The sequence below is a fragment of the Streptomyces humi genome, from assembly GCF_001005085.2.
Taxonomy (GTDB): Bacteria; Actinomycetota; Actinomycetes; order Streptomycetales; family Streptomycetaceae; genus Streptomyces; species Streptomyces humi.
Genome location: NZ_LBMU02000038.1, coordinates 165,765 through 180,500, shown reverse-complemented (window position 1 = coordinate 180,500; position 14,736 = coordinate 165,765). Strand labels below are relative to the sequence as shown.

Here is a 14,736-nt window from a genome sequence, read left to right as displayed (position 1 = left end):
CGGCGGCGGCGCTCGTACGTTGGTGTGTCAGCGGCCGGCGCCGCCGTCGGCGTTGGGGCCGTCGTAGTCCTCGCCGTAGGCACCCTTGGCGGGGCGGCGGCGGCGCATGGGCGGTTCCACGCCGTCGGCGAGGCGGCGCGCGGTGAGCAGGAAGCCGGTGTGGCCGATCATCCGGTGGTCGGGGCGGACCGCGAGGCCTTCCACGTGCCAGTTGCGGATCATCGTCTCCCAGGAGGTCGGCTCGTTGAAGCAGCCGATCTCGCGGATGGACTCGACGGTCCGGGCCAGCTGGGTGGTGGTGGCGACGTAGCAGCAGAGGATGCCGCCGGGGACGAGCGCCTTGGAGACGGTCTCGAGGCACTCCCAGGGGGCGAGCATGTCGAGGATGACCCGGTCGACGTCGGTGTCCGACAGGTTGTCCTGGAGGTCGCCGACGGTCAGCTGCCAGGCCGGGTGGGGACCGCCGAAGTAGCGTTCCACGTTCTGCTGGGCGATCTCGGCGAAGTCCGCCCGGCGTTCGTAGCTGTGCAGCATGCCCTGGTCGCCGATGGCACGCAGCAGGAAGCTGCTGAGCGAGCCGGAGCCGACGCCGGCTTCGACGACCCGTGCGCCGGGGAAGATGTCGGCGAAGGAGAGGATCTGCCCCGCGTCCTTCGGGTAGACGACGGCTGCCCCGCGGGGCATGGACAGGACGTAGTCGGGGAGCAGGGGGCGCAGCGCGAGGTAGGCGACGTTGCCGGTGGTGCGGACAACGCTGCCCTCGGGAGCGCCGATCAGTTCGTCGTGCGGGAAGGAGCCCTTGTGGGTGTGGAAGTTCTTCCCGGCTTCGAGCGTGAACGTGTAGTGGCGACCCTTGGGGTCGGTCAGCTGTACCTGGTCCCCGACCTTGAAGGGCCCGCGCCTGCGGGCGGCACCGGTCGGTTCGGACATGTGAACAGCCTACCGGGCCCTGCGGGCGGCTCGGACCAACAGAGGGCGCCTTCGGCCGTGGGAGCAGTGCGGGTGCGTTGTGGTGGCCCACGCGGTTCCCCGCGCCCCTGACGGGGCGCGCTCGGCCTCAGGGCGTCATCAAGCCGGCCTTGCCATCGCCCTGACGAAGGCGCGTTCGACGTCGGCTGCGGACAGGACGCCGTAGATCTCGCCGGTCTCCTCGACCACCAGGTATTCGGTGGCCGGGGTCGCGCGCAGGACGTCCAGGAGGTCCTCGCCCGCCAGCTCCGCCGAGACACGCATGCCGTCGGTGAGTTCCTGGGCCACGCCGCTGACGGCGACCCAGGGGCGGCGGTGCTCGGGGACGCCGACGATGGCGGCCTCGCGGACCAGGGAGAGGGGGTTTCCGTCGGCGTCCACGACGACCAGCGCGCGGGCGCCGGCGGCGTTGGCCCGGCGCAGGGCCTCGGAGAGGGGCGTGTCGGTCTCCACCGGGACGGCGCGCCGGGTCAGGGTGCGGGCGCGCAGTTCGGGGAGGTGTTCACGCAGCCGGGCCATGCGCAGGCTGTTGCCCGCGCCGGTCCAGATGATCGCGGCGAGGATGGCCGCGAGCAGGGCGTCGGTGATGGCGTCCATGCCGCTGCTGTCGTCGGTGCCGCCGCCGAAGGCGCCCCAGTGGTTGAGCAGCGGGAGGCCGATGAGGACGGACACGGCGAGGGCGCGGCCGACCCAGGCTGCGGCGACGGTGCCGCTCATGGGCCTGCCGGTGATCTTCCAGACGACGGCGCGGAGCATCCGGCCGCCGTCGAGCGGGAGGCCGGGCAGCAGGTTGAAGGCGGCGACGATGAGGTTGGAGACCATGAGGCCGGCCAGCAGGACGCCGGGGACGGTGCCGGGTTCGACGGGCTGCATGGCGAGGTAGAAGACGCCGGCGAGGACCAGGGAGAGCAGCGGGCCGACGAAGGCCAGCACGAACTCGCGCCCGGGGGTCTCGGCCTCCTTCTCGATCTCGGAGACACCGCCGAAGAACTGGAGCTGGATGCGGCGCACCGGGAGTTTGAAGCGGATCGCGGCGACCGTGTGGGCGAGTTCGTGGATCAGGACGGAGGCGTAGAAGGCGACCGCGAAGAAGAGGGAGACGAGGTAGCGGGCGGCGCCGAGTTCGGGCAGCACGCGGTCGAGCTGGCCGCCGAAGACCCAGGTGATCAGGGCGGCGACGAGGAACCAGCTGGGGGCCACGTACACGGGGACGCCGAAGGGACGGCCCATGAGGAGTCCGCCGCCGGGCTCCTTGGGGCGCTGGGGCGGCTGTCCCTTGGTGATGCCGGAGTGCGCGTGGCCGCGCTCGCCGGCCTCGTCCGGGGCTCCGCCGGGAGCGTCCGCGCGGGTCTCGGCGGGTGCGGCGGCCGGCTCGGCGGTGGGGCGGTGGGCCTTTCCCCCGTGCTCGCCGCCGCTCTCCGGCGCGGCCTGCCCGGCGGGCGGCCCGCCCCGGGTGGGGGCGTCGGTGGGGGCCGGGCCTCCGCCTTCGGCCGGGGCCTCAGGACCCGCGGGGTGCTCGGCCGGCTCGGCGTCGTCCGACCGGGGCTGCCCGCTCCCGCCGCTCACGTCCACGGTGTCCCCTCGTTAGATGCGGTCCGTCTCTGGTCGATGGTATGCGGCCGTCGGGGCGCGTTCCCCCTCGGCACCCCCTGTGCCCGCGCGGGTTGGGTGACTGTCAGTGGCGGGCCGTAGGGTCTGTGGTCATGGACAGCAGCATCGAGGACGCCGCGCGGGCGCGGGGCGCGGACGTCGCGCGGGGGGAAGAGCCGGTCACGGGGGCGGAGGCGGCGCAGGCGAGGCCGCCCGCCTCGCTGTCGCCGTCGAGGGCGGGCGACTTCATGCAGTGCCCGTTGCTGTACCGGTTCCGGGTGATCGACCGGCTGCCGGAGAAGCCGAGCGAGGCGGCGACCCGGGGGACGCTGGTGCACGCGGTCCTGGAGCGGCTCTTCGACGCGCCGGCGGCGGAGCGGACGGCGCCGCGGGCGAAGTCGCTGATCCCCGGGCAGTGGGACCGGCTGCGGGAGAGCAGGCCGGAGGTGGGTGAGCTGTTCGCGGACGATCCCGAGGGCGAGCGGCTGGCGCGCTGGCTGGGTGAGGCGGAGCGGCTGGTGGAGCGCTGGTTCACGCTGGAGGACCCGTCCCGGCTGGAGCCGGTGGAGCGGGAGCTCTTCGTGGAGACCGAGCTGGAGTCGGGCCTGCGGCTGCGCGGGATCATCGACCGGGTGGACGTGGCGGCGACGGGCGAGGTGCGGATCGTCGACTACAAGACGGGGAAGGCGCCCAGACCGGAGTACGCGGAGGGCGCGCTGTTCCAGATGAAGTTCTACGCGCTGGTGGTGTGGCGGCTGAAGAACGTGGTGCCGAGGCGGCTGCAACTGGTCTACCTGGGCAGCGGTGACGTGCTGACGTACGACCCGGTGCCCGCCGACCTGGAGCGGGTCGAGCGCAAGCTGCTCGCGCTGTGGGAGGCGATCCGGGAGGCCACGGAGTCGGGCGAGTGGCGGCCGCGTCCGACGAAGCTGTGCGGCTGGTGCGACCACCAGGCGCACTGCCCGGAGTTCGGCGGCACTCCCCCGCCGTATCCGCTGCCGGTCAGGTCGGCCGAGTCCGGGGACCTCCCGCAGGGCAGAATGGGCGCGGACTGAGCAGAAGGAGACTCACCGTGGCCATCCGTGTCCTACTGGTCGACGACCAGCCGCTGCTGCGTACCGGGTTCCGGATGATTCTGGAGGCCGAGCAGGACATCGCGGTCGTGGGCGAGGCCGGCGACGGCCTACAGGCTCTCGACCAGGTGCGGGCCCTCCAGCCGGACGTCGTGCTGATGGACATCCGGATGCCGCGGATGGACGGCGTGGAGGCGACCCGGCAGATCACCGGACCGGGCCGGGACGGCCCGGCGAAGGTGCTGGTGCTGACCACGTTCGACCTGGACGAGTACGTGGTGGAGGCGCTGCGCGCGGGCGCCAGCGGCTTCCTGCTGAAGGACGCCCCGGCGAACGAACTGGTGCAGGCGATCCGGGTGGTGGCGAACGGCGAGGCGATGCTGGCGCCGAGCATCACGCGCCGGCTGCTGGACAAGTACGCGACGCACCTGCCGTCGGGCGAGGAGCCGGTGCCGGACACCCTGCACACGCTCACCGACCGTGAGGTGGAGGTGCTGAAGCTCGTCGCGCGTGGCCTGTCGAACGCGGAGATCGCGGCGGACCTGTTCGTCAGCGAGACCACGGTCAAGACCCATGTGGGCCATGTGCTGACCAAGCTGGGACTGCGGGACCGGGTGCAGGCGGCCGTGTACGCCTACGAGAGCGGTCTGGTGCGCCCGGGCGCGCAGTAGGACGGGGTACGACGCGAAGGGCGCCCCTCTCCGGCGGGAGAGGGGCGCCCTTCGCGTCGTACCGGACCCGGCGTCAGCTGCTGGCGCCGCGGCCGAGCTCCCACAGCTGGAGGCTGGAGGAGGAGTTGAGGGTGTAGGCGACGCCCGTGATGTCGTCGCGGGCGGCGACGTACTGCTTGCCCTGCCACAGCGGGAGCAGCGGGACGTCGTCGGCGACGGCGTCCTGAATCTGCGTCAGGCTGCCGCTGGCGCTGGCCCGGTCGGCCTCGCGGCGGGACTCCGGGAGCAGCGTCTTGATGATCTTGTTGTTCACGTAGGGCGACTGGAGGAAGTTGTCCTTGTCGAGGAAGGGCGCGAGGAAGTTGTCGGCGTCCGGGAAGTCGGGGAACCAGCCCATGCCGTAGACGTCGTACTGCCCCTTGCGCTCCGCGACCTGGTACGTCTTCCAGAGGGTGCCCTCGACGCTGACGTCGAACAGGCCGCTGTCGTTGAGCTGCTGCTTGAGGACCTCGAACTCCTGCTTGGTGGCCGAGCCGTAGTGGTCGGTCGTGTAGTGCAGGGTCAGCTTCACCGGGGTGGTGATGTTGGCCGCGGTCAGCAGGGCCTTGGCCTTGGAGACGCTGGGGTCGCCGTACTTGTTGAAGAAGGAGTTGGAGTGGCCCGTGATGGAGGCCGGGACCAGCGAGTACAGCGGCTCGGCCTGGGAGCCGTACACCTTGGAGACGAGGGCGGCGCGGTCGATGAGCTGGGCCATGGCCTCGCGGACGGCCTTGGACTTGACCGTGGGCGCGTCGGTGTTGAAACCGAGGTAGCGGATCTCCAGGCCGGCCATCTCGACGAGGTCGACGTTGGCGTCGGAGCCGGTGTTGAGCTTGTTGATCTGCGCCGGCGACATGGTGCGGGTCATGACGTCGATGTCGCCCTTGTCGATCGCCTCGCCCATGGCGTCGGCGTCCTTGAAGGAGCGCAGGACGACCTGCTCGTTGTTGACCTTCACGCTGCCCTTGTAGTTCGGGTTCTTGGTGAAGGTCGCGGAGACGAGTTCGTCGCCCTCGACGTCTGCCTTGAAGGTGTAGGGGCCGGAGCCGTCGACGGCGAAGCCGTCGCGGAGCTTGTCCTTCTCGTAGTCCTTCGGGTTCACGATGCCCGCGACCGGGGTGGACAGCTTGTACGGGAAGGTGGCGTCGGCGGCCTTGAGGTGGAAGATGACCTCTCGGTCGCCCTGGGTCTCGATGGTGTCGATGTTCGTGAGCAGCCCGTACGGGCCACCCACGGCCTTGATGCGCAGGGCGCGTTCGATGGACCACTTGACGTCGGCTGCCGTGAGGGCGTTGCCGTCGGAGAACTTCAGGCCCTCTCGCAGCTTGCAGGCGTAGCGCTCGCTGCCGCTGTCGGTGAAGGAGCAGCTCTCGGCCGCGTCCGGGACCGGGTCGCCCTCGCCCTTGGGCTGCGACATGAGGGTCTGCACGGTCTGGCGCAGGATGTTCCAGCCACCGACGTCGTAGGAGTAGGCGGGGTCCAGGGGCGCCGGAGCGTCCTTCGTGGCGGTGAACCCGTCCGTGGTGCCGACGACGATCGCGTCGCCACTATTGCTCCCACTGCCGGACCCACCACACGCGGCGAGAACCGGAGTGAGCAGTCCGACCACGGCCGGCAGCACCAAAGTCTTGCGGTTCATGCTCGAAGTTCTCCAGAGCTGTTTCGAGTCCGTGTATCCGACAAACAGGGGTGTCGAAGCGGATCACGGGGGTAACGGCGATGTTCTCGCGACGAGATTAGTCCGCGCCCGCACGAGGGTTCGCAGGAGCGTGAGTTGAGGTCCCATCACGCAGCGGAACCGGGTGCGGACAGACCGAAAACCCGACAGCGGCAGGATTAGTGCAGCCTCTCCCCAATCGGGACACAAGGTCACCCCGTTTCCCCCCGAACGGGGGTGGGCTGCACATTCAGGCAACGTTGTCGAGCCTCGCGCACGTGGGGAACGTCACAGGACTCGATCGCCGGGGCAGGTACTGGAATTCAGCCGGTCGAACACTTGCGAATTCCGTTGAGTGACCGCCGAGTGACCGCCGCCGGGATTTCACGCATTGGTTCGCACGCTGGGTGAACGGCTAGCGCATATGCGTCATCAGCCCGTGCAGAAAGGCCAGGTCGACCTCCTCCAGGGAGGCGACCACGGTGCGCCGCTCGGCCGGCGTGATCGGCGCGACGGAGGGCACGGCGACCACCTGGCAGCCGGCAGCCTCGGCGGCCGCGACGCCGGTCGCGGTGTCCTCGACGACCGCGCATCTGGCCGGATCCACTCCCAGTCCGGCGGCGGCGAGGAGGTAGGGGTCCGGGTAGGGCTTGGTTCGCGAGACCTCGTCGCCGGCCACGGACAGGGTGAAGTGGTGCGGGCCCAGCACGGTCAGGACGCGGTCGATGATGCGCCGGTGCGAGGCGGAGACCAGGGCGGTCGGGATCTGCTGTTCGTGGAGTTCCGCGAGCAGCCGCTGGGCGCCCGGCATCAGCGGCAGGGCGGCGCCGATGCGCTCCTCGAAGCCGTCGTTGAGCAGCACGCTGAGCTCGGCGAGCGTGATGGCGGCGCCGGTGGCCTCGATGAGGAAACCGGCGCTGCGGGTCATGGGGCCGCCGACCACGACATGGCGCCAGGATTCGTCGAGGGCGTGGCCGAGGCGGGCGAAGATCTCGACCTCGACGTCCCACCAGAAGCCCTCGGTGTCCACCAGGGTGCCGTCCATGTCGAGGAGGACCGCTTGGAGGGCCGAGCCTTCGGCCGTACGGGTTCCGAGCGCGGGGACCGTGCTGGTCATCCGGGCGCACCTCCTTGAGGGACGATCAGGCCGGTTCCCATGCGGGGAACCGGCCTGCTGTGGACCGACCAGTGTACGACTTATCCGATCAGTGTGCCCGGTGGGACACGTCTCGGTGTCGGCGTAGGGCTCACCGTGCGTTGAAGTACTTCGCCTCCGGGTGGTGGATCACGATCGCGTCCGTGGACTGCTCGGGGTGCAGCTGGAACTCCTCGGACAGGTGGACACCGATGCGCTCCGGCTGGAGCAGGTCGGCGATCTTGGCGCGGTCCTCCAGGTCGGGGCAGGCGCCGTAGCCGAGGGAGAAGCGGGCGCCCCGGTACTTCAGGGCGAACATGTCCTCGACGTCGGCGGGGTCCTCGCCGGCGAAGCCGAGTTCGGAGCGCACGCGGGCGTGCCAGTACTCGGCGAGGGCCTCGGCCAGCTGGACGGACAAACCGTGCAGTTCGAGGTAGTCGCGGTAGGCGTTGGCCTCGAACAGCTTGGCGGTCTGCTCGCCGATGCGGGAGCCGACGGTGACGACCTGGAGGCCGACCACGTCCGTCTCCCCCGACTCCTCCGGGCGGAAGAAGTCGGCGAGGCAGAGGCGGCGGCCGCGGCGCTGGCGCGGGAAGGTGAACCGGGTGCGCTCGTTGCCGCGGTCGTCCAGGATGATCAGGTCGTCGTCCTTGGAGACGCACGGGAAGTAGCCGTAGACCACGGCCGCCTCCAGCAGGTTCTCCGTCTGGAGCCGGTCGAGGAGCCCGCGCAGCCGGGGCCGCCCCTCGGTCTCGACGAGTTCCTCGTACGACGGTCCCTCGCCGGTGCGGGCCTGCTTGAGACCCCACTGGCCCTTGAAGAGGGCGCCCTCGTCGAGCCAGCCGGCGTACTCCTTGAGCTGGATGCCCTTGATGACGCGGGTGTCCCAGAACGGCGGGGTGGGCACCGGGTTGTCGACGGCGACGTCGGAGCGGACATGGCCCTCCTCGGGCCGCTCCTCGACCTCGACGGCGGCGGTCTGCCGGACCCGGCGCTGCTTCAGCTCGGGCAGGACGGCACCGGGCAGGCCGCGCTTGACGCCGATCAGGGCGTCCATCAGGCGCAGCCCCTCGAAGGCGTCGCGGGCGTAGCGGACCTCCCCCTCGTAGAGCTCGTGCAGGTCCTGCTCGACGTAGGCGCGGGTGAGGGCGGCGCCGCCGAGGATGACCGGGTAGCTGGCCGCGAGGCCGCGCTGGTTGAGCTCCTCCAGGTTCTCCTTCATGATCACCGTGGACTTGACCAGCAGGCCGGACATGCCGATGACGTCGGCGCGGTGCTCGTCGGCGGCCTCAAGGATCGCGGAGACGGGCTGCTTGATGCCCAGGTTGACGACGTTGTAGCCGTTGTTGGACAGGATGATGTCGACGAGGTTCTTGCCGATGTCGTGGACGTCGCCGCGGACGGTGGCAAGGACGATGGTGCCCTTGCCCTCGGTGTCCGACTTCTCCATGTGCGGTTCGAGGTGGGCGACGGCGGCCTTCATGACCTCGGCGGACTGGAGGACGAACGGCAGCTGCATCTGGCCGGAGCCGAACAGCTCGCCGACCACCTTCATGCCGTCGAGCAGCGTCTCGTTGACGATGTCCAGGGCGGCTCGGGTCTCCAGGGCCTCGTCGAGGTCGGCCTCCAGGCCGTTGCGCTCACCGTCGATGATGCGGCGCTTGAGACGCTCCTCCAGCGGGAGGGCGGCCAGTTCCTCGGCCTTGCCGGCCTTGAGGGACTTGGCGGTGGCGCCCTCGAAGAGCTGCATCAGCTTCTGGAGCGGGTCGTAGCCCTCGGAGCGGCGGTCGTGGATGAGGTCGAGGGCGGTGCGCACCTCCTCCTCGTTGAAGCGGGCGATCGGCAGGATCTTGCTGGCGTGCACGATCGCCGAGTCCAGGCCCGCCTTGACGCATTCGTCGAGGAAGACGGAGTTCAGCAGGATGCGGGCGGCCGGGTTGAGGCCGAAGGAGATGTTGGACAGGCCGAGGGTGGTCTGGACGTCCGGGTGACGGCGCTTGAGCTCGCGGATCGCCTCGATGGTGGCGATGCCGTCCTTGCGGGACTCCTCCTGACCGGTACAGATGGTGAAGGTCAGGGTGTCGATGAGGATGTCGGACTCGTGGATGCCCCAGTTCCCGGTGAGGTCGTCGATCAGCCGTTCGGCGATCTCGACCTTCTTCTCCGGGGTACGGGCCTGGCCCTCCTCGTCGATGGTCAGCGCGATGAGCGCGGCGCCGTGCTCGCGGGCGAGCTTGGTGACCTTCGCGAACCGGGAGTCGGGGCCGTCGCCGTCCTCGTAGTTGACGGAGTTGATGACCGCGCGGCCGCCGAGCTTCTCCAGGCCGGCCCGGATGACGTCGACCTCGGTGGAGTCGAGGACGATCGGGAGGGTGGAGGCGGTGGCGAAGCGGCCGGCCAGCTCCTCCATGTCGGCGACGCCGTCGCGGCCGACGTAGTCCACGCAGAGGTCCAGCATGTGGGCGCCCTCGCGGATCTGCTCGCGGGCCATCTCCACGCAGTCGTCCCAGCGGGCCGCGAGCATGGCCTCGCGGAACTTCTTGGAGCCGTTGGCGTTGGTGCGCTCGCCGATGGCCAGGTACGAGGTGTCCTGCCGGAACGGGACCGTCTGGTAGAGCGAGGCGGCGCCGGGCTCGGGGCGCGGGCTGCGCTCGGGCGGGGTGACGCCCCGGACCCGCTCGACGACCTGGCGCAGGTGCTCGGGGGTGGTGCCGCAGCAGCCGCCGATGAGCGAGAGGCCGTAGTCGCGGACGAAGTTCTCCTGGGCGTCGGCCAGGCCCTCGGGTCCGAGCGGGAAGTGCGCGCCGTCCTTGGTGAGGACCGGCAGACCGGCGTTCGGCATGCACAGCAGCGGGATCCGGGAGTGCCGGGTGAGGTAGCGCAGGTGCTCGCTCATCTCGGCGGGGCCGGTCGAGCAGTTCAAACCGATCATGTCGATGCCCAGCGGCTCCAGCGCGGTCAGCGCGGCGCCGATCTCGGAGCCGAGCAGCATGGTGCCGGTGGTCTCGAAGGCCATGGAGACCACAAGGGGGACGTCGACTCCGAGGGCCTCCATGGCACGGCGGGCGCCCAGCACGGAGGACTTGGTCTGGAGGAGGTCCTGGGTGGTCTCGACGATCAGGGCGTCGGCGCCACCGGCGAGCAGGCCCTCGGCGTTCTGCTGGAAGCCGTCGCGGATGGTGACGTACGGGACGTGGCCGAGGGTGGGCAGCTTGGTGCCGGGGCCGATGGAGCCGAGCACCCAGCGCGGGCGGCCGTCCCGGGCGGTGAAGTCGTCGGCGGTCTCGCGGGCGATGCGGGCACCGGCCTCGGACAGCTCGTGGACGCGCTCGGGGATGTCGTACTCCGCCATGGCGGAGTGGTTGGCCCCGAAGGTGTTGGTCTCGACGCAGTCGACGCCCACGGCGAAGTACGCCTCGTGGACCGAGCGGACGATGTCGGGGCGGGTCAGGTTCAGGATCTCGTTGCAGCCTTCCAGCTGCTGGAAGTCCTCGAGCGTGGGGTCCTGCGCCTGGAGCATGGTGCCCATGGCGCCGTCGGCGACCACCACACGGCTGGCGAGCGCCTCTCGGAGCGCGGACACCCGGGTCCGGCTGTCGGCGGAAGGGGACGTTGGCGACGAGGCCATGAAGGGGCTCCCTTGGATGCGACGGCTGTCGGCTATGCGGTCTTCCCGGGCTCACCCGGGTGCGGACGCACGGCGCCAGCGTAACCGGGAGTGGGCTTGGATGGGCAGGGCGTCCATGTGGCGGACGAGTGAGGCGGGCGCCGACCAGGGACGTATGCCCGGCGAGGGCGGATCATGCACGGGGCGGGTCGGCCTGCCCGGACCCGTCACGGAGTGGTCACGGGTGGACCGGTGAGGTGGCCGGTCCGCCACGTGTGATGTAACAGGTGTCGACCAACCATTGGCGGCGAGTCGACATCGACCGGTAGTGTTCGACATTGCCGAACGCCGGTTACGGCGGTCGTGACGGTGAGTTCCACAGGGGACGGAGGCAGGAACGGCGATGGCACGGAACATCCAGTCGCTCGAACGGGCGGCCGCGATGCTGCGGCTGCTCGCGGGCGGCGAGCGACGGCTCGGCCTGTCGGACATCGCCTCGTCACTGGGTCTCGCCAAGGGCACCGCCCACGGCATACTGCGCACCCTCCAACTGGAGGGGTTCGTGGAGCAGGACGAGGCCTCGGGGCGCTACCAGCTGGGCGCGGAACTGCTCCGGCTCGGCACCACCTACCTGGACGTGCACGAGCTGCGGGCGCGGGCCCTGGTGTGGACGGACGACCTGGCCCGTTCCAGCGGCGAGAGCGTCTACCTGGGCGTCCTCCACCAGCAGGGCGTGCTGATCGTGCACCACGTCTTCCGGCCGGACGACAGCCGGCAGGTGCTGGAGATCGGGGCGATGCAGCCGCTGCACTCCACGGCACTGGGCAAGGTGCTCTCGGCCTACGACCCGGTGGCGCACAGCGAGGCCCTGGAGGCCGACCGCAAACCCTTCACCGACCGCACGACCTGCGAGCTGGACGCCTTCGAGCACATCCTCGACATCACGCGCGCGCGTGGGTACGCGGCCGACGTGGAGGAGACCTGGGAGGGCGTGGCCTCGGTCGCGGCGCCCATCCACGACCGGCGGCGGATGCCGGTGGGGGCGGTGGGCATCACGGGCGCCGTGGAACGGCTGTGCCGCGACGGGGAGTTGACGCCCGAGCTGATCGCCGCGGTGCGGGACTGCGCCCGCGCGGTGTCGCGGGACCTGGGCGCGGGGCGGTTCTGACCGCGCGCCGCTGAACGTCGTACGAGGCCGGTTCGCCTGTCGGTGGACCGGCCTCAGTCGTACCCTGAAGTGGACAAAGCAGGATAAACCCGCAGTTCAGTGGGGTTTTCGCAGCACATCCGGCCGGGCGGACCCGACAAAGATCGATAACTCACAGCAATCAATAACGATCGTGCTTTCGATAACAGAACTCTTGACGCACGTGTGACGCCGGGGCGAGACTCCCGTCCATCGGTCGGCATTGTCGAACACCTACCGGCAATACGCGCTAGAGTGTGACAACGCCAAGGACCGGATTCGCTCTCACCCCCGAGGGCGCCAACACCCCGAAGGGACTCGGGGTTCGGCTTCCCTGGACGAAGGACAAAGGAGTCGCGGGTGTCCAGCTCCGACATCTTCATCGGCGAGACCATCGGTACCGCCATACTCATCCTGCTCGGCGGTGGCGTGTGCGCCGCCGTCACGCTCAAGGCCTCCAAGGCCCGCAACGCCGGCTGGCTCGCCATCGCCTTCGGTTGGGGCTTCGCCGTCATGACGGCCGTCTACATCTCCGGACCGCTGTCCGGTGCCCACCTCAACCCGGCCGTCACCGTCGCTCTCGCCATCAAGAACAGCGACTGGAGCAACGTCCCGGTCTACTTCGCCGGACAGCTGCTCGGCGCGATGATCGGTGCCGCTCTGGTGTGGGTCGCCTACTACGGCCAGTTCCACGCGCACCTCACCGACAAGGAGATCGTCGGCGGCCCGGGCGCGCAGGCCACCACGGCCAAGGCCGTCGAGGCCCAGGAGAAGGGCGCCGGCCCGGTCCTCGGCATCTTCTCCACCGGTCCGGAGATCCGGAACGCGGTGCAGAACCTCGCCACGGAGATCATCGGCACCGTGGTGCTGATCCTCGCGGTCCTCACCCAGGGCCTCAACGACAAGGGCAACGGCCTCGGTGTGCTCGGCGGCCTCATCACCGCCCTCGTGGTCGTCTCGATCGGTCTGTCGCTCGGCGGTCCGACGGGTTACGCCATCAACCCGGCCCGTGACCTCGGTCCCCGTATCGTGCACGCGCTCCTCCCCCTGCCCAACAAGGGCGGTTCCGACTGGAGCTACGCCTGGATCCCGGTGGTCGGTCCCCTGATCGGCGGAGCCATCGCGGCAGGCATCTACAACGTCGCCTTCGCTTAAGACACAGGCTCGCGCCGTACCGCCTGTCCACCACGGATCTTCGAGGAGCACACAGTGACCGACGCTCACACCGCAGGCCCCTTCATCGCCGCCATCGACCAGGGCACCACCTCCAGCCGCTGCATCGTCTTCGACAAGGACGGCCGTATCGTCTCGGTCGACCAGAAGGAGCACGAGCAGATCTTCCCCAAGCCGGGCTGGGTCGAACACAACGCCAACGAGATCTGGACCAACGTCCAGGAAGTCGTCGCCGGGGCCATCCAGAAGGCCGGCATCACCCGCGACGACATCAAGGCCATCGGCATCACCAACCAGCGCGAGACCACCGTGCTGTGGGACAAGAACACCGGTGAGCCCGTCCACAACGCCATCGTCTGGCAGGACACCCGCACCGACGCCCTCTGCCGCGAGCTCGGCCGCAACGTCGGGCAGGACCGCTTCCGCCGCGAGACCGGCCTCCCGCTGGCCTCCTACTTCGCCGGCCCCAAGGCCCGCTGGCTGCTCGACAACGTCGACGGCCTGAAGGAGCGCGCCGAGGCGGGCGACATCCTCTTCGGCACCATGGACACCTGGGTCATCTGGAACCTGACCGGCGGTGTCAACGGCGGCAAGCACGTCACCGACGTGACCAACGCCTCCCGCACCCTTCTCATGAACCTGCACACCACGCAGTGGGACGAGAAGATCGCCGAGTCCATCGGCGTGCCGCTTCAGATCCTTCCCGAGATCCGCTCCTCCGCCGAGGTCTACGGCGAGGTCACCGGCGGCAAGCTCGGCGACCTGCTCGGCGGCATCCCGGTGGCCTCCGCGCTCGGCGACCAGCAGGCGGCCCTGTTCGGCCAGACCTGCTTCTCCGAGGGCGAGACCAAGTCCACCTACGGCACCGGCACCTTCATGGTGATGAACACCGGCGACAAGATCATCAACTCCTACGCGGGCCTGCTGACCACGGTCGGCTACAAGATCGGCGAGCAGCCGACCGTGTACGCGCTGGAGGGCTCGATCGCCGTCACCGGCTCCCTGGTGCAGTGGATGCGCGACCAGATGGGCCTGATCTCCACCGCGGCCGAGATCGAGACGCTCGCGCTCTCGGTCGAGGACAACGGCGGCGCCTACTTCGTGCCGGCCTTCTCCGGTCTGTTCGCCCCGCACTGGCGCTCCGACGCCCGCGGTGTGATCGCCGGCCTGACCCGGTACGTCACCAAGGCGCACCTGGCCCGCGCGGTCCTGGAGGCCACCGCCTGGCAGACCCGCGAGATCGCGGACGCCATGACCAAGGACTCCGGCGACGAGCTGGTGACCCTCAAGGTCGACGGTGGCATGACCGCCAACAACCTGCTGATGCAGCAGCTCGCCGACGTCCTGGACGCGCCCGTGGTGCGCCCGATGGTCGCGGAGACCACCTGCCTCGGCGCCGCCTACGCCGCCGGCCTCGCCGTCGGCTTCTGGTCCAGCACCGACGAACTGCGCGCCAACTGGCGCCGGGCCGCCGAATGGACCCCCCGCATGGACGCGGAGACCCGCGACCGTGAGTACAAGAACTGGCTCAAGGCCGTCGACCGGACCATGGGCTGGATCGACGACGACGAGAGCTGACGAGAGCGCACCAGCTCTCACGATCGAGCTCTGACGATCGAGCTCTGACGAGGAGTAA

Annotated in this window: 10 protein-coding genes; 5 read left to right on the top strand and 5 right to left on the bottom strand. The window is 69.9% G+C overall.

Going from position 1 to position 14,736, the window contains the following annotated elements; genetic code table 11:
* Positions 1-27: 27 nt before the first annotated feature.
* Positions 28-930 (bottom strand): tRNA (adenine-N1)-methyltransferase, encoded by a 903-nt coding sequence (locus AAW13_RS17870; protein WP_071659585.1) that lies wholly within the window; start codon positions 928-930, stop codon positions 28-30.
* A gap of 138 nt (positions 931-1,068) precedes the next feature.
* On the bottom strand, positions 1,069-2,541 hold the full coding sequence (locus AAW13_RS17865) for a site-2 protease family protein (RefSeq protein ID WP_046734462.1): 1,473 nt from the start codon (positions 2,539-2,541) through the stop codon (positions 1,069-1,071).
* Positions 2,542-2,672: 131 nt separating this feature from the next.
* Here AAW13_RS17865 and AAW13_RS17860 point away from each other — a divergent pair, with 131 nt between their 5' ends.
* A complete protein-coding gene (locus AAW13_RS17860) occupies positions 2,673-3,614 on the top strand; it encodes a RecB family exonuclease (protein WP_046734461.1) in 942 nt (313 codons plus the stop codon).
* Between the two features lie 17 nt (positions 3,615-3,631).
* A complete protein-coding gene (locus AAW13_RS17855; protein ID WP_030608351.1) occupies positions 3,632-4,303 on the top strand; it encodes a response regulator in 672 nt (223 codons plus the stop codon).
* A 73-nt stretch (positions 4,304-4,376) separates the two neighbouring features.
* Here AAW13_RS17855 and AAW13_RS17850 read toward each other — a convergent pair whose 3' ends face one another.
* From AAW13_RS17850 to metH, 3 genes are all read right to left on the bottom strand, one after another.
* Positions 4,377-5,981 carry an ABC transporter substrate-binding protein gene (locus AAW13_RS17850; RefSeq protein ID WP_046734460.1) on the bottom strand — a complete coding sequence of 535 codons (1,605 nt, stop codon included), beginning with the start codon at positions 5,979-5,981 and terminating at the stop codon, positions 4,377-4,379.
* A 433-nt stretch (positions 5,982-6,414) separates the two neighbouring features.
* Positions 6,415-7,116, bottom strand: coding sequence for an HAD family hydrolase (locus tag AAW13_RS17845; protein ID WP_046734459.1), 702 nt, complete (start codon positions 7,114-7,116; stop codon positions 6,415-6,417).
* 130 nt (positions 7,117-7,246) lie between these two features.
* Complete coding sequence (gene metH / locus AAW13_RS17840) at positions 7,247-10,762, bottom strand: methionine synthase (RefSeq protein ID WP_046734458.1); 3,516 nt, start codon at positions 10,760-10,762, stop codon at positions 7,247-7,249.
* A gap of 382 nt (positions 10,763-11,144) precedes the next feature.
* Between metH and AAW13_RS17835 the strand changes: the two genes are divergently transcribed.
* The 3 genes from AAW13_RS17835 (at position 11,145) to glpK (ending at position 14,678) form a co-directional block, all read left to right on the top strand.
* Positions 11,145-11,909 (top strand): IclR family transcriptional regulator, encoded by a 765-nt coding sequence (locus tag AAW13_RS17835; protein ID WP_046734457.1) that lies wholly within the window; start codon positions 11,145-11,147, stop codon positions 11,907-11,909.
* A 378-nt stretch (positions 11,910-12,287) separates the two neighbouring features.
* Positions 12,288-13,082: an MIP/aquaporin family protein gene (locus AAW13_RS17830; RefSeq protein WP_046734456.1), complete on the top strand. Its 795-nt coding sequence runs from the start codon at positions 12,288-12,290 to the stop codon at positions 13,080-13,082.
* A 54-nt stretch (positions 13,083-13,136) separates the two neighbouring features.
* Positions 13,137-14,678 carry a glycerol kinase GlpK gene (gene glpK / locus AAW13_RS17825; protein WP_046734455.1) on the top strand — a complete coding sequence of 514 codons (1,542 nt, stop codon included), beginning with the start codon at positions 13,137-13,139 and terminating at the stop codon, positions 14,676-14,678.
* Positions 14,679-14,736: the final 58 nt, after the last annotated feature.